The sequence below is a fragment of the Streptococcus sp. SP8 genome, from assembly GCF_030440045.1.
GTDB classification, from domain to species: domain Bacteria; phylum Bacillota; class Bacilli; order Lactobacillales; family Streptococcaceae; genus Streptococcus; species Streptococcus parasanguinis_I.
This window is the reverse complement of sequence record NZ_JAQFJL010000001.1, coordinates 145,566-168,277: the sequence shown is the minus strand read 5'-3', so window position 1 is coordinate 168,277 and position 22,712 is coordinate 145,566. Positions and strand designations below refer to the sequence as shown.

The following is a 22,712-nucleotide window of genomic DNA, read 5'->3' as shown; positions in this document are numbered from 1 at the left end:
TTTTTCTAGTTTCTTAGTTGCTTGCACCAGATGTAGCATCAGCAGCTCCATCACTGTGTCCTCCAGCATCAGAAGCACCAGAAGTTGCATCTGAATCGCCATGGCCACCAGCAGGAGCAAATGGACCGCTTCCGCCAACTAGACGTTGTCCTGTTGTTTGTAGGTACCAGTCCAACCATGGTTTGAAGTTGAAGACAATCTCATTGATACCAGCGTAAGAACCATCTTCATAATACATAGCTTGGTAGTTGTGGGTGTTGATCACGCCTTCAGGAGATCCTGGAACAATAGTTCGAACATATTCTTGGTTTCCGTTGCGAAGAGTGCCGATTACCCATTCAACGTTTTTCATACGTGCTGGTGGAAGGGAGCCGTGAACGGTTGACATCCGGCTTCCTGATTGAGGTGGCACGCGTTTGGCAAACATGGTATCAGGATCTTGATGGGCATTATTGTAGTAGAGGAATTGGTTGTTATCATCGGCATAGGTCAATTCAAATGGCATAGCCTTTAAGAACATATCAATTTGGTTAACGGTTAGGATACCGTGGTCGAGTTTGACATAGGTATCGCCGGAAACGGCACCAGTGATTTCAGCTACTTTTTCTACCCAATTTGGATCGTCAGGATCGACTTCAGTAACAGTTGTAGCGATTGGATGATTACAATCCAAGTCTTCTGGTTCAATTGGTTTTGGTTTTTTCAATTTCGATACAACCTCAACGTATTTCATAAAATTATCCAAGCAGGTTTCAAGGAATTTGACGGTTCCCTCGTTAATGATATTGCCGTCTTCGTCAAAAGCTTCTTTTGCTTTTCCAAGAAGGAATTCATTTCCTGGAAGGGTATAAGCATTGACACCTGGGGCATCGAGGATCTTACGGAGGTGAACTTGCGCACGTGAAGTCCCTTGATCATAGTAAGAAGCACCGACGATCATAACCGGTTTGTTTTCAAATGGATGTACCTCGAAAGAGAGCCATTCAAGGACAGACTTGAGAGCTGCAGAAATCGTATGGTTATGCTCAGGAGTTGCAATAATAACCCCGTCTGCACGATTAATTTTATTGTATAAGAGACGCAATTGGAAACTTTCGTCCCATTTTTCATCTTGGTTAAACATTGGAACTTCGTCGATTTCTAGAACTTCCAATTCAAATTTGAGTTTAAATTTGCGTTGAATGAATTCCAAGAGTTTACGGTTATAAGATTGATCATAGTTTGATCCTACAAGTCCAACAAATTTCATTCTTTTCAGTCTCCTATCTTACAAGTTTTCCCAGTTAAATTCTTCAGCATCTTTGCGAAGTAATTCATGAGCATTACGCAGTTTGTCTGTAATCCTTACAAACAGACGGAAATCATCAAAGATGGCATCTAATTTCTGAATGATGTCCAAATCTACCAAATCTCCATAGTTGTCAAATGCTTGCAAAGAATGTGAAAGTAAGAATTCGTCAGGAAGGACGTTTGCTTTAATTTCTGGAGCATTTAAGATTTGACGAAGTTGTAGTTGGGCGCGTGATGATCCTAAAGTACCATATGATGCACCAGTGATCATAACCGGTTTGTTTAACAATGGAAAGACTCCGTAAGAAAGCCATGCTAGAGCACTCATCAAGACTGCTGGAATAGAGTGGTCATATTCTGGAGTACCAATAATCACTCCATCAGCCTCTTCGATTTTGGCAACAATTTCCAAAACAGCTTCAGGAACTTGTTTGTCAGCTGGTTTATTAAAGACAGGAATATCTTTGATTTCAACTAATTCAATCTCAGCTTTATCAGCAAAATGTTTTTGCATATATTGAAGTAGTTTACGGTTTGTAGAACGTTTTGAGTTTGTTCCAACGATCGCAATAAGTTTAGTCATGGAAGATCCTTTCTGATAGCGAAATTATAAATAAGTTTGAAGCCCATTGGTATAGGCAATCTTGCCTGATTGCGATACCAAAAGAGCATCGATACCAGGCAGTGAGTTAACAATGTCTAAAATGGAAGCTGGTGCTTCCCCAAACAGCCGTGTGGTCCAGATTTCTCCGTCTACAGATCGATCGGAAATAATAGTGATACTAGCCAAATCTGTCTCGACTGGATAGCCTGTCTGACTATCAAAAATATGGTGAAATGACTGACCATCGACTTCTAAATGGCGCTCATAGATCCCTGAGGTAACCACAGACTTGTTTTCAATCGATAGAACCAGTAGATGCTGACCTCTCGATTCAACAGGATTTTGAATACCAATCCGCCAAGGCTGTTGTTTAATAGGGTGTTGACCTAGTGTAAGGATATTGCCACCTAAATCAATCAAAGCATCACAGATACCTTTCTCTCTTAGAAAAGTAGCAATCAAATCAGCACTATAGCCTTTTGCTAAAGCACCTAAATCGATCTTCATTCCAGGACGCTTTAGAAAAACTGTTTGGCTTTCTTGGTCTAGTTGGATCTGTTCGGGATCAATTGTTAAGAGAGCTTGCTCGATTTCTTCTGATTCAGGCCGTCTGGCGTCAGAAAATCCTATCCGCCAGGTCTGTACAAGAGGACCGATCGCGATGTTCATATGGCTATCTTTCGCTTGGCTATGTATCGTTCCTAATGTAATCAGTTCAAAAAGTTCTGGATGGACCTGAACAGGTCTAATACCAGCCTGATGATTGACCACCATTAGTTCGGAACTAGTATCATTTGCACTAAAGCGATGTTCATAGGTACGGAGAAGTTCAAAGCATTGTGCTAAAATTTCATCCGCTTGCGGGTGAAAGATCGAAACGGTGATGGTGGTTCCCATCAGACGTTCGGATCGACTGCTTAGGTTCACTAAAAATCTATCCTTTCCAATTTTCACTTACTTATAGTATATCAGAAAGAGACCGTTTTCACAATCCTTTTCAAGCAAATTATTTGACATTTGTTGAAGAATGTGAAAATTTGATTTCAAAAAATTGAAAAAAAAATCACAAATACTGAGCAAATCCATTGTAAACGATGCCAAGTTTATGATATACTCAAGGGGTAAATTAAATTAAAGGTAGGATTTATTCTATGAGTAAAATCGTTGTTGTAGGGGCAAACCATGCCGGAACAGCTTGTATCAACACAATGCTAGATAATTTTGGAAATGAAAACCAAATTGTAGTTTTTGACCAAAACTCAAACATTTCTTTCCTAGGATGTGGTATGGCACTTTGGATCGGTGAGCAAATCGATGGTCCTGAAGGTCTCTTCTACTCAGATAAAGAAAAATTGGAAGCAAAAGGTGCTCGTGTTTATATGAATTCACCTGTACTTTCGATTGATTATGATAAAAAAGTCGTAACAGCAGAAGTAGATGGTAAAGAACACAAAGAAACATATGATAAATTGATCTTTGCGACTGGTTCAACACCAATCATTCCTCCAATTAAAGGTGTGGAACTTGTTTCAGGAAACCGTGAATTTAAAGCGACTCTTGAAAATCTACAATTCGTTAAATTGTATCAAAATGCTGAAGAAGTGATCGAAAAATTGAAAGACAACAGCAAACACTTGAACCGTATTGCCGTAGTTGGTGGTGGTTACATCGGTGTAGAACTTGCTGAAGCCTTCGAACGTCTTGGTAAAGACGTTGTCTTGGTGGATATCGTAGACACTGTCTTAAACGGCTACTATGACAAAGACTTTACAGACATCATGGCGAAAAACTTGGAAGACCACAACATCCGTTTGGCTCTTGGACAAACTGTTCAAGCAGTTGAAGGAGATGGTAAGGTAGAACGTCTTGTAACTGATAAAGAAACCTTCGATGTAGACATGGTCATCTTGGCTGTTGGTTTCCGTCCAAATACAGCTCTTGCAGATGGTAAGATTGAACTCTTCCGCAACGGTGCCTTCCTTGTCGATAAGAAACAAGAAACGTCACTTCCAGGTGTCTATGCAGTTGGTGACTGTGCGACTATCTATGACAATGCACGTGGTGAAATGAGCTACATCGCACTTGCATCTAATGCGGTTCGTTCAGGTATTGTTGGTGCCTACAATGCGACCGGTCATGAATTGGAAGGAATCGGTGTTCAAGGTTCTAACGGTATCTCTATCTACGGCCTTCACATGGTTTCAACTGGTTTGACACTTGAAAAAGCAAAAGCTGCTGGCTTCAATGCTGGAGAAACTGGTTTTAACGACCTTCAAAAACCTGAATTTATTAAACATGATAACCATGAAGTTGCTATTAAGATTGTGTATGATAAAGACACTCGTAAAATTCTTGGTGCTCAAATGGTATCCCGTGATATTTCCATCTCTATGGCCATCCACATGTTCTCACTTGCGATTCAAGAACACGTGACGATTGATAAGTTAGCCTTGACAGACTTGTTCTTCTTGCCACACTTCAACAAACCTTACAACTACATCACAATGGCAGCTTTAACTGCTGAATAATAGCTAAAGTTTATATTAAAACTTTCCTTAGGTGAGTACGGACGTCAGCGAACTTCGTAGAAGTTCTATGACTAATTATTGAGCCTAAGGTCTCAATAATTCCGAGAGCCTGAAACTGTATTGTTTCAGGCTCTTTTCTCACAGCGGAAAGTTTCGACTTTTCTTTATTCGTTCCATAAATAGAATGTACTTATATTTCTTTGTAGAATTTCTTAACTTATTTTACTTGATAAAATGGTTTGTCTACATTCTAAACAAAACTATCAAGGGTGGTTTTGTTTTTTTCTGATTTTTCATGTATTCAGAGGCAGTGAAATAAGGTATAATGAATAGGATAAGAGTTTGAAGGAGTTAGGGAATGTCTGCTAAAGAAGAAGCCTTAAAAAAGGAATTTCATTTTGCCTCTAGTTCGATTGTAGCCCATATTGTCAGAGGTGTTCTGGTTGGGATCGTTGTGGGCTGTGTCGTCTCGAGTTTTCGTTTTTTGATCGAACATATTTTTCATTTTGTTCAAGGCGTCTACAAGGAGATGTCTGGTCAACCACTTTATTTGCTGGCGATGCTGTTGGGGTATGGGGTGATCGTACTGATTGCTGGTCGTCTCATAAGCACCAATCGGGATATCAAGGGATCGGGAATTCCGCAAGTCGAAGCAGAGCTCAAGGGTCTTTTGGCGGTGAGCTGGTGGGATACCTTGTGGAAGAAGTATATTTTAGGTGTCTTGGCCATCGGAAGTGGCTTGATGCTTGGTCGTGAAGGTCCTAGTATTCAATTAGGGGCTATGGGTGGAAAAGGAGTGGCCCATCATTTGAAGGTCAGCCCAGTTGAGGAGCGGTCTTTGATTGCAAGTGGAGCGGCTGCAGGTCTTGCAGCCGCCTTTAATGCACCTATAGCAGGACTTTTATTTGTGGTTGAGGAGGTCTACCATCATTTTTCTCGATTCTTTTGGATTTCGACCTTGGCCGCTAGTCTGACGGCTAATTTTATTTCACTCAATGTCTTTGGTCAAACACCCGTACTTCATATGCCGCAAAATATTCCGCCACTCCATTTGTCTCAGTACTGGATTTACCTTTTTCTTGGAATCTTTTTAGGGGCAGCAGGTTATGTCTATGAAGTAGTGGTGCTGAATATCGGTCGATTGTATCGTTTACTTGAGAAGATTTTTCATGTTCCCTCTCATTACTCTTCCTTATTTGCCTTTGTCTCGATTCTTCCAATCGGCTATTTCCTTCCACAAATTCTTGGTGGCGGGAACCAATTGGTTTTGGATTTAGCTCGAGTACCGTATCCAGTGCTGACCATCCTTCTCTATTTTACGATCCGTTTTATCTGGAGTATGTTGAGCTATGGTAGTGGTCTACCTGGCGGAATCTTCCTGCCTATACTAGCATTAGGATCGCTGTTAGGGGCCATCGTTGGAACTTTCCTTCAAAACATTGGCTTTATCTCTCAAAATCAGCTTCCTCTCTTCATTATTTTAGGAATGAGTGGGTATTTTGGGGCCATTTCGAAAGCTCCTTTAACAGCGATGATCTTAGTGACAGAGATGGTAGGCGATATTCGAAGTTTAATGCCACTAGGGATGGTCACCTTGGTTGCTTATATGATTATGGATCTCTTCCATGGTGCGCCAGTCTATGAAGCCATGCTGGAGCAACTCTTGCCAGATAAGGCGCAAGAAGAAGAAGGAGAACTGACCTTAATTGAGATTCCTGTATCCGAAAAGATTGCAGGAAAACAAGTTCATGAACTCGAACTCCCCCAAGATATTTTGATTACTACGCAAATGCGAAGCGGTAAGAGCTATACGGTCAATGGTGCAACCCGCTTGTATCTAGGGGATAGCATCTTTGTGGTGGTGAAAGAATCCGAAATCGGACGGGTCAAGGATATTCTTTTGTAAAAGACCGATTCTCAGAAAAGTTTTTCTATTATTAAATTTTCAGACAATTATTGAAAAATGAGAAAATATCTGGTAAAATAAGGGCAAGAACAAATGAGGAGAAGTCTTTCATGAAAAAATATAGTCTACTCTTATTGAGTGTTGCTCTTTTAGCAGGGTGTGCGAATTCTAGTAGCAAACAGTCCAGTCAAAAGACGCAAACCAGCTCAACGGTGCAGTTGTCAAAGGCTGACCAGAAGACCTTGGACAATGCGACAGCTGAATACAAAGACTTTGTTGAAATGCAAATCGACCAATTGCTCAAGGATACAGAAGGTTTCCGAGATACCCTAAAAGCTGGGAATTTGGAAGAAGCTAAAAAACAATATCCCTTGATCCGCATGGCCTATGAACGCTCAGAACCGATTGCTGAAACCTTTGGGGAGTCTGATGTGAAGATTGACTACCGTTTGGTGGACTATGTGGATGAAAATAAATCAGAAGATGGCTGGTCAGGTTTCCATCGGATTGAGCGTATCCTTTGGGAAAACAATACCACAGATGGCACTGACAAATATGCAGACCAACTGGTGAACGATATCAAGGAGTTGAAAGCTAAGATCGCAACCGTTGATGTGACTCCTGATGTGATGCTAACTGGGGCTGTTGATCTGCTCAATGAAGTGGCAACGCAAAAGATCACGGGTGAAGAAGAAGTCTTCTCTCATACAGATCTGTACGACTTCCGTGCCAATATTGAAGGAGCTGAAAAGATTTTCTCTCTCTTTAAACCTTTGATTGAGAAAAAAGATGCCAAGTTGGTTAAAACCTTGGAAGCAGAATTCAAAAATGTCAATGATTTATTGGACAAACACATGACTGATGAAACAAATTACAAGTCTTACACAGATTTGACCAAGGAAGATACCAAGGAATTGGCTGAAGCGGTGACCAAACTTGGTGAACCTTTGTCTCAAATGGGTGTGATTTTAGATGGGAAATAAGAAAAATGGCTGACGAAAAATTTTTAGATAAAAAAATGGACCGTCGTGAATTTCTTAAAAAAGCAGGTATTGGAGGGGCTGGTCTAGCGCTGGGCCTCTCTGGTGCATCTGCTTTTTTCGCTAATCAAGACAGTTCCAGTAAAAAAGCTTATGATGGGGATGAAGATATCTCCTTTTATGGCAAGCATCAAGCCGGGATTACGACGGCCATGCAGAAGGCTTGCTACTTGGTGGTGCTGGATCTTCACACGACGGACAAAAAAGAAGTCATCCAGCTTTTTAAAGACTGGACTGACTATAGTAGTAAATTAGTCGAAGGACAGTTGGTTAAAAAAGATGGCGCCAATGCCCTCTTGCCGCCAACGGATACAGGTGAAACAGTAGGACTCAACCCCTATCGCTTGAGTCTGACGTTTGGTGTCTCTGCTAGCTTTCTCAAGAAATTAGGTTTGGAGTCCAAACGTCCCAAGCTCTTTCGTGATTTGCCTCCATTTCCAAAGGAGCAGTTGCAGGACAAATACACAGGTGGTGATATCGTCATTCAGGCCTGTGCAGACGATGAGCAAGTAGCCTTTCATGCGGTGCGAAATCTCATCCGCAAAGGTCGCAATACCATCACCATGAAGTGGAGCAAGTCCGGTTTTGCGGCGATTGGTGACAGAAAAGAAACGCCGCGTAACCTCTTTGGTTTCAAGGATGGAACAGCAAATGTCACGACGGAGAAGGACTTTGATAAGGTCGTCTGGACTGACAGTAAGGACTGGATGAAGGGTGGTTCCTATATGGCTCTTCGCCTAGTCCAAATGCACTTGGAAACTTGGGACCGGACCAATTTGCAGGAGCAAGAAAACACCTTTGGTCGCTACAAGGAGTCAGGCGCTCCCTTTGGGAAAACCAACGAATTTGATGAAGTAGATTTATCTAAACTACCAGTAGATTCACATGTCCGTTTGGCCAAAGAAGTGGATCGTCCGATTTTACGGCGTTCTTATTCCTATTCGGATGGCATCAATGAACAGACTGGGCAATTTGATGCAGGCTTGATTTTTATCGCCTTTCAAAAAGATCCAAACAGTTTTGTTAAAATCCAAACCAATCTAGGTGCAGAGGATAAAATGAACGAGTACATCACCCATATCGGAAGTGGACTCTTTGCTTGCTTTGCAGGCGTAGAGAAAGGAGGCTATCTTGGTCAAGCACTCTTTGAATAAACTCTTGATCTTGTTAGGCCTTCTAGCCTTGTTCTGGACTCATCCAGTGGCTGCAGACTCTTATAGCGATCTCTTTATCAAGATCACAGATGCAACAACCGCTGTAGAAAATAAGAACCAGGATAAGGCCAAGGCATTAATCGCTGAGATTCAGGATAATTTTGAATCCAAAGATCACCATGATTCCAAGGCAGGAAAAAAAGTTAGCCAAGCTCTAGCTATAAAAGGGGAGGTAACCAAAGAGGATCTCACCAAGATTTCATCAGCCTTGCTAGCTTTTGAAAAAGAGCAAAATCCGGTCGATTTAGAGGCGGAAAAAGACAAACTCGTGAGTCGCCTCGCTCCTTATTTTAAGAACCTACAAGATGCCATTACAGCTAAGGATCTAGATAAAACCCGTCAAACCTATGCAGATCTCAATAATACCTGGACACGAAACGAAGCGGTGGTAAGGGATCACAGCACAGCCTACTATGGCAAAATCGAGACGGCCATTTCGCTCTTACGTAGTAGCATTGAAACAGAGCCTACCGACTTCACCAGCATCCAGTCCTCCTATGATGACCTAAAAAATGGGATTGATGCCTTTGTAAAAGGAGAAGCGATTAGCAGTGCTAGTACGGATTTGACACTAAAAGATGGGATCAAGCTTTTGGAGAAGGCGCAAAGCCAATTCCAATCCGGCGACGATAAATCTGCTGCAGCAACTATGAAGCAGTTCATCACCATCTGGCCAACCATCGAGGGAGATGTTAGCACGACCAATCCCAGTCTCTACACGCGCGTAGAGAGCGAATCCCCGGTCATTATGGTCAAGGGGAAAGAAAAGGCCTATCAAGAGAAATTACAAGCCTTGATCAAGGACCTGTCTGCGATCGATACGACAGCTTCTTACAACGTCTTTGACGCCATGTTGATTCTTCTGCGTGAAGGAGTAGAAGCTCTTCTGATCGTCATGGCGCTTGTAACGACCCTTAAAGCCACTAAGATGAGGAAAGGCCTTAAATGGGTTTACGGTGGAGCTGCTGCGGGGGTTCTTGCCAGCGCAGCGATCGCTCTTGTTTTGCAAGTAGCTTTTCCTGCTGTTACTTCGGGGTCTAACCGGGAAATCATTGAAGGGGGCGTTGGGATTTTCGCTGTGGTCATGATGATCCTCATTGGAATTTGGCTACACAGCAAGTCCTCTGTCAAACAGTGGAATGCCTTTATGGACCGTCAGATGAAGACGGTAACGGCTACAGGAAGTTTTGTTTCTATGTTTGCCCTCAGTTTCTTAGCAGTCTTTCGTGAAGGGGCTGAGACCATTCTCTTCTACGTTGGGATTATTCCACGGATTACAACCGCTCATTTCATACTAGGAATCGGGCTTGCCGTAGCCGTTCTCATTATCATTGCAGTGGCGATGACCAAGGCCAGTCAAGCTATCCAACCTCATCGGATCTTTTTCATTCTGACGTGGTTGATTTACGCCTTGGCCTTCAAGATGCTCGGTGTCAGCATCCACGCCCTTCAGTTGACCAATATCCTACCTAGTCATTTGGTCAATGGACTTCCAACCATCGATTGGGCAGGGATCTATCCAAGCTGGGAAGTTCTTCTTCCCCAACTACTCTTTGTGGCCCTGATCGCCCTTATCACGGTGAGACAACATGGCAAAGAGTAGAGCAGATGAAATGACCATTGTCGAGCACTTGGTCGAATTTCGAAAACGATTGATCGCAGTGGTCTTGTGTTATATTATCGTCTTCATCGTAGCCTTTGTTTTTGCTGGAGAACTCTACCAGATCTTGACCGCTAGCCTGCATCAAAAATTGCTGGTACTGGGTCCAAATGATATCCTTTGGATCTATGTATCGCTGGCCAATCTCACAGCTTTTAGCCTGACCTTGCCCTTTATTGTCTACCAGATTTGGCAATTTGTAAGGCCGGCTCTGAAGGAGAAGGAGGCGCGTGCAGTCTTTGCCTACATCCCAGCTAGCTTTATTTGCTTTGTGCTAGGGCTTGCATTTGGTTATTTCTTTGTCAGCCCAGCTATTTTAGAGGTCTTGATGCGCTTGGGAGAAGGACTGTTTGATACCCAATTGACGGCGCAAAATTATTTAACCTTTTTATGGCACACCACCTTACCTTTAGGAGTCTTGTTCGAGTTACCAGTTTTAGTCGCTTTTCTGACCTCGATTGGGCTCTTGACACCACAGTTTTTAATAACCTACCGACGATACGCTTACTTTGTCCTGCTGGTCTTAGCCGTCGTGCTAACCCCTGCGGATTTTATCAGTGACTTGGCCATGACACTCCCTTTGATCCTCTTATTTGAAGTCAGTGTCGCCATCAGTAAAGTCATCTATTCAAGAAAAAGGAGAAACTAATGGGAATTTTACGTGATATTGGAGCACCAGGTTTGATCATCATCATCCTGGGCGCCCTCTTGATTTTTGGACCAAAACGCCTGCCAGAATTGGGCCAGTCCATCGGCAAAATGTTTGCTGAATTTAAGACAGCTGTCAATAAAGGCAGTGAAGAAGCAGATCAAGACGCCAAAGAAGCTAAAGAAGAAAAAGAATAATCAGACAATTTTCAAAATTCTATTGAGTTCGATTGCATAAAAAGGTATAATAAGACAAGTACTTGCAATCGACGAAGGAGGAAACCATGATTATTACGATTTTGTCACTCATTTTCTATTTTAGCTATATCGGATTCTTATGCTGGTTGGTCGTAAAAATTGTCGAAAAATTGTTCAATTTCTTGTTGAACCGTTAATGAAGAAACAATCCATTTCACCCCGAGTGAGTGGATTTTTTGTGTCCAATTCAGTTAGAAAGATTCAAACAAAGAGGTTTTAACGGTCTCAGATTGAAGATAAAGTCATATAAAAAACTTTCCTTAAGTGAGTACGGACGTCAGCGAACTTATTAGAAGTTCCATGACTAAATCAAAATACAAAGGGCGTCTGCGGATAAAGTCAAAAGAGGAAATTAGAAAGCAAGTGAAACAACACAACAAAACCATCGTTTTACTGACTGTTTTGTTTATTGCTATGCTTTCCATTTAAATGTTTTTATATCTTTCAACTTCTAGTATTTCTTGTTACTAGTGATGGACTATATCGTTTGTTTTTCTTATTTATTTTATAAGAATGTTAAGCTTAATAGAAATACAGTAATTACAAGATTGTAATATATTCTGTTATAGCTTTATGTGGCATGGGTATAAATTGATATGACTTTTATTATCTATGGTATAATGAGATAAATTTGGAGTTGTAGAGGCGAGCATTTGGAAGAACATAGACCTGATTTTAGAGATATAAAATCATTTGAAGAATTTAACAGATACTACTGGTATCGAGAAGAGCTTTCACAAATTTGTAAGTACCTTGGATTAGAATACAGATGTACAAAAAAAGAATTAAATCATATTATAGAACAATATTTTAGGGGAAATAGAGTAGAAAAAGTTTTGAGGAAAAGAAACAAAAATCAAACCGAAATAATAACCCTAAATACATCATTACTTGAATGTGGGTTTTCCTTTAATCAGAAATTTCGTGATTATTTTTCAGCTGTAACAGGTGTTAATCCGTTTAAGTTTAATGCTGATATGGCAACTGCTTGGAGAAAAGTAAAACGGGACAACAACATAAATTTTACAATCCAAGATATGATTAAAATATACTATGGAGAGTCAGACTACGCCAAGTATGATAATTCAGCTTGCCAATGGAATCAATTTCTAAAAGACTTTTGTGCCGATGAATTTAGCAATCATTACTCCAACAAGTTAAAAGTTGCGGCTATCCTTTGGAATGAAGTTAGAGATTCAAAAAATAAAAAAATTTATTCACGGGGACTTCTAAAAGAATATAGCTACAAAATAGAGGAGTACTGTAAGTAAACAACTTCAAGTTTGTCGAACGGAATATAAAGTATTAAAGACGATAGCACTCTGTTTTTGCAGAGTGCTTTTTTGTTTTATAGAATATAAGAGAATGTGGGATACTTGCTTTCTCTGCTAGATGATCGAGCAGAGAAAGATTTATTAGATATGACATCAGTCAGCTAAACCCTTTTAGCTGGCTTTTTTGTTAGCGACTCGGTCATTAACTTGCTTGTCAAAATATAATTCGGTATCATAGATATATAATGTTTGGTAAGTAAGTCCTATTGTCAGTTCGGAACAAGTAGATAGGAGAAGGGGAGAAAAAACTAGTGAATAAAGACCAATTGATAGAGAAACCAGAAATAAATATTGTTGGGGTTATTGCAAATCATCAGTTTAACTGGTATATTTGTTCAAACGAAATGTGGACAATGGATATCGATAAATATATTCAGGCATACCAAGAAGCAGGTCTGGATGTTGATTTCTCCTATTTACCTGAGATTCAGCAGAATCTTCATGTGATTACAAAAAGCAATCTTGAGAGCTACTTAGAAATGTATAAAGATGATTGGCTGAAGGTGACGGTTGAAGAATTGATCTCAATGATCAAACGTTCAATGGAAGAGGAGAACTTGAATTCAGAGATTATTCTGGAAGGAAAAGCCTTGCTTCCGGATCTTTTCATCGATTTTGATAAAGAAGAATTTTATTCAAACCATCTGGGGATGAAAAACTACGAAAGATATGTGCCAAACGGATGGAAGTTTTTTTCAGGACGTTTTGATCATTTGATCCCCAAAGAGGAGCAATATTGGATTGAAGAGACCAAGAAAACTGAAGGAACTAGTCTTCTATTCATATAAAAATAATACAGTTTAAAAGTATTTCATGAGACTGTGAAATGCTTTAAAATTTCGCCACATTTCAAATCTTTATATTCCGTTTCGTTAGGAATAGCGATGGAAAGCCAACCAAATATGCTATACTGAAGTAGATAGAAGGAGGAGCGACTGATGAGCAGAAAGTGGGTAAAGATCATTGCTATTTTAATTTTCATCCTATCCGGTAGTTACTTTGTCTACAATAAACTAACGAAGCCGAATCTTGGACCGAAAACAACAAAGCTCTATAAGCATGGTTTTCTTTTGCTAGAAGAACAAATCGGAACCTACATCAAAGAACACTATACTGGGATTGAGAAGATTGAGTTCTCCCCAATCTACGTTACTGAAGAAGGGTCAACATTCTCAAATGCCTATGTGCGTCCGACGATCTATGACAAGTATGGAAATAAAGCTACTCTGGGAGATAAAATAAAGAAATTTATTCCATTAAGTTATGGATTGATTTCAGACATTGTTCTTGATTTTGATGGAGGTGGCAATGAAGTCATTGAGTTACTGGACTCAAATGGCAAACCTGTAGACGTTTCAAATGAGGAGCATTTGCCTAAGAGAGCTATACTCACAGAGGCAAGTAGTACAGATGAAAATATTGAATTATTAGTAGAAGATGGTCAGTTAATAGGAGTCGTAAAGGATGATAAAGGAAGCCCTGGTGCAGAAATTGTTTATAATACGGAACTCCATAAAGGAGACGCGAGAGAGTAGCGCTAACCAATGAAATAGAATGAAAAAGAAAGGACAAAACACATGCAGTATTATTTTATTGGTGGCCTAGGTAGCAATAGCTACCATTTGGCTCCACTTATTGAAAAACTAGGCTTTCCTGTGACTTTTCTAGATCCCTACAGGGAAATGATTCAGACAGAAAACGATCTTCGTGCTTGGTTTCAAGATCAGATCGGCCAGGCGAAAGAGATCGGTTTATTAGGGCATTCCTTGGGTGGAGATTTGGCTCGTTATCTGGCTGCTGAGTTTCCTCAGATCCAGGCTTTGATTCTCTTGGATGGTGGCTACCTGGATATGGAAACGATCCTGCCTCTTGAAGAAGAACTAGAAGGAACGGCGTCTTTCATGAAGCAGCAAGTCTTTGCAACTTTAGAAGAAGCTGTGTTATCAGAACTTGGTATTGGAGCAGATCCTACGCCTATAGCGCGAAAAGCAGTAGAGGCTAGCTATCGCTGGAATTCAGCGAGTGAACAATATGAGTTAAATCTGGATCTAGAAAAGGTTTTGGCCTTATTACGCCTACGGCGTCAGATGAAGACTTACCAGATTCCACTGGCGGACCTGCCTGTCCTTTTTATTGGACCTTGCTACCAAGAAGAACCTGAATGGAGAAAAGAAGCTCTGAAGCAACTAGATCCCCAGATCAAGCAAGTCTTGCTAGATGCTTTGGGGCACGAACTGTATACAGAGGCGCCAGGAATTGTAGCTAGAGAAGTGAACAATTGGCTCCAAAATGTTCATAAATAAAACCTGTTTCTCTTTTTGAAACGGGTTTTTGTCTTGTAATTTCCGAACGTTATTTCCTATAAAATCATTCCCATTGCATTAGGTCCGTATCTTTGGTATAATCTATCAAGGAAACGTCAAGAGACGTAGCGATGCGCTTGCGCATAGGTAGGTCAGTTTTTAGAAAAGAGATTTTTCAATCTATGTTAAATGAATTTCCTATTTTCGACTATGAAGATATTCAGTTGATTCCCAACAAATGTATCATCAATAGCCGGTCAGAAGCAGATACAACCGTCCAATTTGGAAAGCATACCTTCAAGCTTCCAGTCGTTCCTGCCAATATGCAGACGATTTTAGATGAGAATGTCGCAGAGCAGTTGGCGCGTGGTGGTTACTTCTACATCATGCACCGTTTTGATGAAGCGGGTCGGATTCCTTTTGTCAAACGCATGCATGATCAAGGTTTGATCGCTTCCATTTCGGTTGGTGTTAAGGAATACGAATACGACTTTGTGAGTCAATTAAAGGCAGATGCGCCTGAGTACATCACTATTGATATCGCACACGGTCATGCGGATAGTGTCATTCGGATGATTCAACACATCAAGAAAGAATTACCAGATACCTTTGTCATTGCTGGAAATGTTGGAACTCCTGAAGCTGTTCGTGAATTGGAAAATGCGGGAGCTGATGCGACTAAGGTCGGAATCGGCCCTGGTAAGGTTTGTATCACCAAAGTGAAGACTGGATTTGGTACAGGTGGTTGGCAATTGGCTGCTCTTCGCTGGTGCTCAAAAGCAGCGCGTAAGCCAATCATTGCGGATGGTGGTATTCGGACTCATGGTGATATTGCCAAATCGATTCGTTTCGGGGCATCTATGGTCATGATCGGTTCTCTCTTTGCAGGACATATTGAAAGTCCTGGTAAAACAGTAGAGATTGATGGAGAGTCTTTCAAAGAGTACTATGGATCTGCTTCAGAGTACCAAAAAGGTGCTTATAAAAACGTCGAAGGTAAGAAGATTTTATTGCCTGCCAAGGGTCATTTGCAAGATACCTTGACAGAAATGGAACAAGATTTGCAAAGTTCGATCTCTTATGCAGGAGGCCGAAAATTAGCAGATTTGAAACATGTTGACTATGTGATCGTTAAGAATTCTATCTGGAATGGCGATGCACACTAATTGAATTACTTATTTATTTCACGAATAGGCGTGATGTTTCTACAAGGTGCCGGAACACCTAACAATAAGTAAGTCGGGATTATTTCTCTTTCTAGAGAGATTTCAAGGCTTGCTTAGCAGGCCTTTTTGTATTTTGTGAATGAAGTAGAGGATTTTTTAAAAAAGTAGGAGGAAGTATGAAATTACTTGAAGAGCGCATCTTAAAAGATGGCAATGTTTTAGGTGAGAATATCCTCAAGGTGGACTCCTTTTTGACCCACCAAGTGGATTTCAAATTGATGAAAGAAATTGGTCAGACTTTTGCGGACCGGTTCAAAGATGCTGGCGTGACCAAAGTCGTGACCATTGAAGCATCTGGGATTGCACCTGCCCTTTATGTAGCTGAAGCACTGGATGTTCCCATGATCTTTGCTAAAAAGGCGAAAAACATCACGATGAATGAGGGCATCTTGACGGCTGAGGTTTATTCCTTTACCAAGCAAGTCACCAGCACAGTTTCGATTGCTGGTAAATTCTTGGATCCATCAGATAAGGTTTTGATCATTGACGATTTCCTTGCAAATGGGCAAGCAGCCAAAGGCTTGATTCAAATCATCGAACAAGCCGGGGCTCAAGTCGAAGCGATTGGGATCGTGATTGAAAAATCCTTCCAAGATGGACGGGGATTGTTAGAAGAGTTGGGATATCCAGTTGTATCCCTCGCACGTTTGGACCGTTTTGAAAATGGTCAGGTTGTATTCAAGGAGGCAGACATCTAATGCAAAAACAAGAAAGCCATTCACAGGCGGCCATTCTAGGCTTGCAACATCTTTTGGCCATGTATTCGGGATCTATTTTGGTGCCGATCATGATCGCAGGAGCTTTGGGCTATAACGCTCATCAACTAACCTACCTCATCTCTACAGATATCTTCATGTGTGGGGTCGCAACTTTCCTTCAAGTGCAGCTCAATAAATACTTTGGGATCGGTCTTCCGGTAGTCCTTGGGGTTGCCTTCCAGTCGGTAGCACCTCTTAGCATGATCGGAGCTAGCCATGGAAGTGGGGCCATGTTTGGTGCCTTGATTGTCTCAGGGATTTATGTCATCCTTGTATCTGGTTTCTTCTCTAAGATCGCCAATCTCTTCCCATCTATTGTAACGGGATCTGTTATTACAACCATTGGTTTGACTTTGATTCCAGTAGCGATTGGAAATATGGGAAATAATGCGCCAAAACCAACCGTTCAAAGCTTGATTTTGGCTGTGGTGACTATTCTCATCATTTTAGTTGTTAATATCTATACGACTGGTTTTATTAAATCCATTTCAATTTTGATTGGTTTGATCACAGGTACTGCCATTGCGGCTTCTATGGGCTTGGTGGATTTCACACCTGTATCGCAAGCACCAGTGATTCACGTTCCAACGCCATTCTTCTTTGGAGCTCCTAAGTTTGAAATCACCTCCATCTTAATGATGTGTATCATCGCAACAGTTTCTATGGTGGAATCAACAGGTGTCTATCTTGCTCTTTCTGATATTACTAAAGATCCAATTAATAGCACGCGCCTTCGCAATGGTTATCGCGCTGAAGGGTTGGCCGTCCTTCTCGGCGGTATCTTCAACACCTTCCCTTACACCGGATTCTCACAAAACGTTGGCTTGGTGAAATTGTCTGGTATCAAGACTCGTCTCCCAATCTATTATGCGGCTGGTTTCCTTGTTCTTCTTGGTCTCCTGCCTAAGTTTGGAGCTCTGGCACAAATCATTCCAAGTCCAGTTCTTGGGGGAGCGATGCTAGTCATGTTTGGTTTTGTATCGATTCAAGGGATGCAGATTCTTGCGCGTGTTGATTTTGAACACAATGAGCACAATTTCTTGATCGCTGCTGTATCGATTGCTGCAGGGGTTGGTTTGAACAACAGCACCCTCTTCAATGGCCTTCCAACAGGATTCCAAATGTTCTTTGCTAACGGAATTGTCGTTGCCAGTGTCTTGGCGATCGTTCTCAATGCTATTTTAAACCGCAACAAACACTAATCTCACATGAACCGGAGGTCCTTGGATCTTCGGTTTTTTGACTTTTAAGGAAACATATAGTAGAGTGGAAGAGGAGAAAATCTTATTTGATGAGAAGAGAGTTAGAATCATGTATGTAACCTATCACTTTAAAGAGCGCTTGCGCTTGTTTTTGAGTCTATTTTTGCCGATTTTAATCTACCAATTAGCCAATTATTCAGCCAGCTTTGTCGATACAGCCATGACTGGTCAGTACCGGACCCTTGATTTGGCTGGTGTTTCTACAGCTACCAGTCTGTGGAATCCATTTTTTACTTTCCTGACAGGGATTGTCTCTGCGCTGACGCCGATTGTTGGGCATCATTTAGGCAAGGGAAATAAAGAACGGATTGCTGGCGATTTTTACCAATTCCTCTATATGTCATTTGGTATGGCCATTCTCTTAATAGGCTTTGTTTGGGGGATTGCGCCCATGATTCTCAGGCAGATCGGTTTAGAAAATGTTGTTGCCCAAATAGCCATTCGCTATTTATATTTCCTTTCTCTAGGAATCTTACCTTTGTTGCTCTTTAGTATCGTGCGGACCTTCCTCGATACTTTGGGAATGACGCGTCTATCCATGTACTTGATGCTCTTGCTCTTGCCTTTGAATGCTTGTTTTAACTATATCCTGATCTATGGGGCATTTGGTTTTCCTGAGATGGGAGGAGCAGGAGCAGGACTTGGAACCTCTCTGGCCTACTGGGTCTTGCTGGTTATTGCGGTTTTGATCTTGTGCAAGCATCCCAAGGTAGCACCTTTCCAATTGTGGAAGCCGCAGCCTTATGATTTTAAAGGGATGAAAGAAGTATTGCGACTTGGGCTTCCAATCGGTGGAATTGTTTTTGCAGAAGTCATCATCTTCTCGTTGGTTGGTCTGTTAATGGCAAAATTCCCATCACTGACCATCGCGAGCCACCAATCAGCCATGAATTTTTCTACCCTGATGTATGCTTTCCCGGTTAGTATCTCTAGTACCATGGCGATTATCGTATCTTACGAACTGGGAGCAGGAAGACCAGAAGTGGTCAAACAATATTGCCGTTTGGGACGACTGACAGCCTTTGGATTTGCCATTGTCACTCTCGTCTTTCTCTATACATTCCGCTTCCAACTAGCAGGGCTGTATGGCAAGGATCCAGTCTTTGTGCAGCAAACAGCGATTTTCATGACCTATAGTCTCTTTTTCCAAGTAGCCGATACCTTTGCAGCACCCCTACAAGGGATTTTGCGGGGCTATAAGGATACAACGGTTCCTTTCTTATTAGGAGTCTTTAGTTATTGGTGTATCTCTATCCCACTAGGGATTTTCCTTGACCATGTGACCAACTTGGGTCCCTATGCTTATTGGATCGGCCTTATTTCTAGCCTTGTCGTGAGTGGAATTTGCTACCAACTTCGGCTCTGGCAGATCGAAAAAAAGCAAACAAACTAGAATGAAGTCTGGGAAACCAGGCTTTTTATGTGCCGTGAATATTATAAATTTTCTGAAAGTTCTTGACAATTGATGTCAAAGTGGTAAGATTAGGAGGTAGAAATGAAGAACTAGAAGGAGAACAAGATGAGAAGTGATATGATCAAAATGGGGATCGACCGAGCACCAGCGCGTGGTCTCCTTTATGCAACAGGGCAAGTAAAATCAGCCAAGGATATGCAAAAGCCCTTTATTGCCATTTGTAACTCCTATATTGATATCGTTCCAGGACATGTTCACCTGCGTGAATTAGCAGATGTTGCCAAGGAAGCTATTCGCGAGGCTGGTGGGATTCCTTTTGAATTTAATACCATCGGTGTCGATGACGGGATTGCGATGGGCCATATCGGGATGCGTTATAGTTTGCCATCTCGCGAGTTGATCGCAGATGCTGCTGAAACAGTCATCAACGCCCACTGGTTTGATGGTGTTTTCTATATTCCCAACTGTGATAAGATTACACCAGGTATGATTTTGGCAGCCATGCGGACCAATGTGCCTGCCGTATTTTGTTCTGGTGGACCCATGAAGGGTGGCGTTGACATGACGGGGCATCAGGCGACTCTCTCAAGTTTGTTTGAAGCTGTAGGTACTTATCAAGCTGGTGATATGGGCATGGATGAGCTGGATTTCTTGGAAAAAAATGCCTGCCCAACCTGTGGCTCTTGCTCTGGTATGTTTACTGCCAACTCCATGAACTGTTTGATGGAAGTATTAGGCCTTGCTCTTCCTGGAAATGGTACCATCCTAGCTGTTTCAGATGAACGTCGAGAATTGGTTCGCCAAGCAGCCAAACAATTGGTAGAGAATATTAAAAAGGATATCCGTCCACGTGATATTGTGACCAAAGAGGCCATCGACGATGCCTTTGCGCTCGATATGGCCATGGGTGGTTCAACCAATACTGTTCTCCATACCCTTGCTATTGCGCGTGAGGCAGGGATTGACTATGATCTCAAAGATATCAACGAGATTGCCAAGAAGACACCTTATCTTTCTAAAATTGCACCTTCAAGTGTTTACACTATGCATGATGTGCATGAAGCTGGTGGTGTTCCAGCCATTATCAATCAGTTGATCAAAAAAGGTGCCATTAAGGGTGATCGTATCACAGTTACTGGTAAAACCTTGAAAGAAAACGTAGCTGGTGCTGAAATCAAAAATGAAGAAATTATCCATCCAATCGAGCATCCGATTTCACCTGTAGGTGGTTTGTCGATCCTTTACGGAAATATCGCTCAGGATGGAGCTGTTATCAAGGTCGGTGGGGTAGATCCATCTGTGACCACTTTCAGTGGAAAGGCCATCTGCTGTGATTCACAAGATCAAGCCCTTGAGTTGATTGACAATGGAACAGTCAAGAAGGGCCATGTCGTTGTTATTCGTTACGAGGGTCCTCAGGGTGGTCCTGGTATGCCAGAGATGCTAGCGCCAACCTCTAAGATTGTCGGACGCGGTCTTGGTAAAGATGTGGCTCTCATTACCGATGGTCGTTTCTCAGGGGCTACTCGTGGGATTGCTATTGGTCACGTTTCTCCAGAAGCAGCAGAAGGTGGAAATATCGCCTTAATCGAAGATGGGGATGAAATCGTGATTGATCTTCCAAATCGTACTATTGATTTGCTTGTCGATGATGCAACTCTTGCAGAACGTCGCAAACATTTGAAACCTTTCAAATCAAAAATCTCCAGCGGTTGGTTGCGTCGCTATACAGCCTTTGCCAAATCAGCCAATGTTGGCGGAACCTTGATGAGTGACGAAGAATTCGAAGAACGGAAAGCAGAACGTCAAGCCCAAGAAAAATAAGAAAAAACCTTTCCTGCTATGTGATATCACAAGCAAGAAAGGCTTTTTTAGTGGAACCATTATTTGGTGCGCATTTCACCTTGAGGGAAATAGGTTCCTTCAGGCATATCGTTAATGATGACGTGAACAGCTGACTGAGGAGCACCAGTATTGCGGACAACAGCTTCGGTTACTTCCTTGGCCAAGGCTTTCTTTTGTTCCAATGTGCGTCCTTCAAATAGGTCAATTCGTACAAATGGCATATGGCCACCTCCTAAATTTTTTATAGGACTATTTTATCACATTTTGGGATACAAAGCTTAGCGAAATTATGGTAAAATGATAATGAAACACATTTTAGAGAGAACAAAAGGAAAATGGCACAATTATATTATAAATATGGGACCATGAACTCGGGGAAAACCATTGAGATTTTGAAGGTGGCCCATAATTATGAAGAGCAAGGCAAGAGCGTCGTCATCATGACCTCGGCAATCGATACACGAGATGGAGTAGGAGTGGTTTCTAGCCGGATCGGTATGAAACGGGAAGCTGTTGCGATCGAAGACGATACCGATATCTTTGGCTTTATTAAAAACCAAGCAATCAAACCCTACTGTGTCTTGATCGATGAAGCTCAGTTTTTGAAACGCCACCATGTCTATGATCTGGCAAGAGTCGTGGATGAACTAGATGTGCCGGTCATGGCTTTTGGCCTCAAAAATGATTTCCGAAATGAACTCTTTGAAGGTTCTAAACACCTCCTCTTGTTAGCCGACAAGATCGAGGAGATCAAAACCATCTGCCAATACTGTTCCCGCAAGGCGACTATGGTCTTGCGTACCCAAGCAGGTAAACCTGTCTATGATGGAGAGCAGATCCAGATCGGTGGACACGAGACCTATATCTCCGTTTGCCGCAAGCATTATTTTAATCCAGACATTCCAACTGAAAGCGTCTAGAATGTTATAGAGAGGATAATAATGTCTATTTATTTAAAAGATGTTACAATAGAGAATTATTTTGACGTTTTAAATCTAGAAGTTCATCCAAACCAAAGGAATTTTATTGCATCCAATTCCATTAGTTTAGCTGAAGCTTATGTATATGATAAAAATGGTGATTTTATAGCTCCCTTAGCAGTTTATGATAAGGAAGTATTAGTTGGTTTTGTTATGATTGCCTATGACCAGAAAATTGGGATCAGCAAGGGGAACTACTTGTTATTTCGTTTTATGATCGATAAACGATTTCAAGGTTTAGGCTATTTTAAACCGACTATGGATGCAGTCATTGACTTTGTTCGAACAGAGCCAGCTGGAAAAGCAACAAGTCTTTGGTTATCTTATGAACCGGAAAATAATCAAGCGAGATCTTGCTATCTCCATTATGGATTTAAAGAAACTGGCGAAGTCATAGAAGACGAAATTGTAGCAATCTATGATCTAACAACCTAGAATTAAG

The 22,712-nt window shown here is 41.5% G+C and carries 22 protein-coding genes and 1 riboswitch; of the genes, 18 read left to right on the top strand and 4 right to left on the bottom strand.

Features of this window, described 5'->3' with window-relative positions; translation table 11 throughout:
- Positions 1-13: 13 nt before the first annotated feature.
- From PCY11_RS00780 to PCY11_RS00770, 3 genes are read right to left on the bottom strand one after another with little or no spacing between them, the layout of a single operon-like run.
- The gene (locus tag PCY11_RS00780) at positions 14-1,249 is read right to left on the bottom strand and encodes an NAD(P)H-dependent oxidoreductase (protein WP_301362323.1); all 1,236 of its coding nucleotides are present in this window, start codon (positions 1,247-1,249) and stop codon (positions 14-16) included.
- A gap of 18 nt (positions 1,250-1,267) precedes the next feature.
- On the bottom strand, positions 1,268-1,873 hold the full coding sequence (locus PCY11_RS00775; RefSeq protein ID WP_195487201.1) for an NADPH-dependent FMN reductase: 606 nt from the start codon (positions 1,871-1,873) through the stop codon (positions 1,268-1,270).
- Between the two features lie 24 nt (positions 1,874-1,897).
- Entirely contained in the window at positions 1,898-2,821 is a 924-nt protein-coding gene (locus tag PCY11_RS00770; RefSeq protein ID WP_301362322.1) for an FAD:protein FMN transferase, read from the bottom strand.
- A 224-nt stretch (positions 2,822-3,045) separates the two neighbouring features.
- On the opposite strand from PCY11_RS00770, the gene nox reads away from it, so the two are divergent.
- The 16 genes from nox (at position 3,046) to ilvD (ending at position 21,269) form a co-directional block, all read left to right on the top strand.
- Entirely contained in the window at positions 3,046-4,422 is a 1,377-nt protein-coding gene (gene nox / locus PCY11_RS00765) for a H2O-forming NADH oxidase (RefSeq protein ID WP_195487202.1), read from the top strand.
- Positions 4,423-4,780: 358 nt separating this feature from the next.
- Complete coding sequence (locus PCY11_RS00760) at positions 4,781-6,328, top strand: ClC family H(+)/Cl(-) exchange transporter (protein WP_195487203.1); 1,548 nt, start codon at positions 4,781-4,783, stop codon at positions 6,326-6,328.
- Positions 6,329-6,438: 110 nt separating this feature from the next.
- Complete coding sequence (gene efeO / locus PCY11_RS00755) at positions 6,439-7,311, top strand: iron uptake system protein EfeO (protein WP_301362321.1); 873 nt, start codon at positions 6,439-6,441, stop codon at positions 7,309-7,311.
- Between the two features lie 5 nt (positions 7,312-7,316).
- Positions 7,317-8,522, top strand: coding sequence for an iron uptake transporter deferrochelatase/peroxidase subunit (efeB, locus tag PCY11_RS00750; protein WP_195487205.1), 1,206 nt, complete (start codon positions 7,317-7,319; stop codon positions 8,520-8,522).
- Positions 8,500-10,185, top strand: coding sequence for an FTR1 family protein (locus PCY11_RS00745; protein WP_301362320.1), 1,686 nt, complete (start codon positions 8,500-8,502; stop codon positions 10,183-10,185). The genes efeB and PCY11_RS00745 overlap by 23 nt, the downstream gene beginning before the upstream one ends.
- Positions 10,172-10,891, top strand: a complete 720-nt coding sequence (tatC, locus tag PCY11_RS00740) for a twin-arginine translocase subunit TatC (RefSeq protein WP_301362319.1) — start codon at positions 10,172-10,174, stop codon at positions 10,889-10,891. Before PCY11_RS00745 ends, tatC begins: the two co-directional genes overlap by 14 nt.
- Positions 10,891-11,088, top strand: coding sequence for a twin-arginine translocase TatA/TatE family subunit (locus PCY11_RS00735; protein WP_023918087.1), 198 nt, complete (start codon positions 10,891-10,893; stop codon positions 11,086-11,088). Before tatC ends, PCY11_RS00735 begins: the two co-directional genes overlap by 1 nt.
- A gap of 713 nt (positions 11,089-11,801) precedes the next feature.
- On the top strand, positions 11,802-12,419 hold the full coding sequence (locus PCY11_RS00730; RefSeq protein WP_023918090.1) for an SAP domain-containing protein: 618 nt from the start codon (positions 11,802-11,804) through the stop codon (positions 12,417-12,419).
- Positions 12,420-12,733: 314 nt separating this feature from the next.
- Positions 12,734-13,270, top strand: a complete 537-nt coding sequence (locus PCY11_RS00725) for a hypothetical protein (protein ID WP_023918092.1) — start codon at positions 12,734-12,736, stop codon at positions 13,268-13,270.
- 150 nt (positions 13,271-13,420) lie between these two features.
- Positions 13,421-14,017, top strand: a complete 597-nt coding sequence (locus PCY11_RS00720) for a hypothetical protein (RefSeq protein ID WP_023918094.1) — start codon at positions 13,421-13,423, stop codon at positions 14,015-14,017.
- Between the two features lie 42 nt (positions 14,018-14,059).
- Positions 14,060-14,785: an alpha/beta fold hydrolase gene (locus PCY11_RS00715; protein WP_301362318.1), complete on the top strand. Its 726-nt coding sequence runs from the start codon at positions 14,060-14,062 to the stop codon at positions 14,783-14,785.
- A gap of 182 nt (positions 14,786-14,967) precedes the next feature.
- Positions 14,968-15,951: a GMP reductase gene (guaC, locus tag PCY11_RS00710; RefSeq protein WP_021153179.1), complete on the top strand. Its 984-nt coding sequence runs from the start codon at positions 14,968-14,970 to the stop codon at positions 15,949-15,951.
- A riboswitch (purine riboswitch) is annotated at positions 15,941-16,036 on the top strand. It overlaps the preceding gene by 11 nt.
- A gap of 91 nt (positions 16,037-16,127) precedes the next feature.
- Positions 16,128-16,709, top strand: a complete 582-nt coding sequence (locus PCY11_RS00705) for a xanthine phosphoribosyltransferase (RefSeq protein WP_003001484.1) — start codon at positions 16,128-16,130, stop codon at positions 16,707-16,709.
- A complete protein-coding gene (locus PCY11_RS00700) occupies positions 16,709-17,971 on the top strand; it encodes a nucleobase:cation symporter-2 family protein (protein WP_195529457.1) in 1,263 nt (420 codons plus the stop codon). The genes PCY11_RS00705 and PCY11_RS00700 overlap by 1 nt, the downstream gene beginning before the upstream one ends.
- Positions 17,972-18,080: 109 nt before the next feature.
- Positions 18,081-19,424, top strand: a complete 1,344-nt coding sequence (locus PCY11_RS00695; protein ID WP_024055671.1) for an MATE family efflux transporter — start codon at positions 18,081-18,083, stop codon at positions 19,422-19,424.
- A gap of 126 nt (positions 19,425-19,550) precedes the next feature.
- Positions 19,551-21,269 (top strand): dihydroxy-acid dehydratase, encoded by a 1,719-nt coding sequence (gene ilvD, locus PCY11_RS00690; protein ID WP_024055670.1) that lies wholly within the window; start codon positions 19,551-19,553, stop codon positions 21,267-21,269.
- A gap of 59 nt (positions 21,270-21,328) precedes the next feature.
- On the opposite strand, the gene PCY11_RS00685 is transcribed toward ilvD, so the two are convergent.
- Complete coding sequence (locus tag PCY11_RS00685; protein WP_001117401.1) at positions 21,329-21,511, bottom strand: 4-oxalocrotonate tautomerase; 183 nt, start codon at positions 21,509-21,511, stop codon at positions 21,329-21,331.
- Between the two features lie 114 nt (positions 21,512-21,625).
- Between PCY11_RS00685 and PCY11_RS00680 the strand changes: the two genes are divergently transcribed.
- A complete protein-coding gene (locus tag PCY11_RS00680; RefSeq protein WP_003001444.1) occupies positions 21,626-22,210 on the top strand; it encodes a thymidine kinase in 585 nt (194 codons plus the stop codon).
- A gap of 21 nt (positions 22,211-22,231) precedes the next feature.
- A complete protein-coding gene (locus PCY11_RS00675; RefSeq protein ID WP_301362316.1) occupies positions 22,232-22,705 on the top strand; it encodes a GNAT family N-acetyltransferase in 474 nt (157 codons plus the stop codon).
- Positions 22,706-22,712 lie beyond the last annotated feature (7 nt).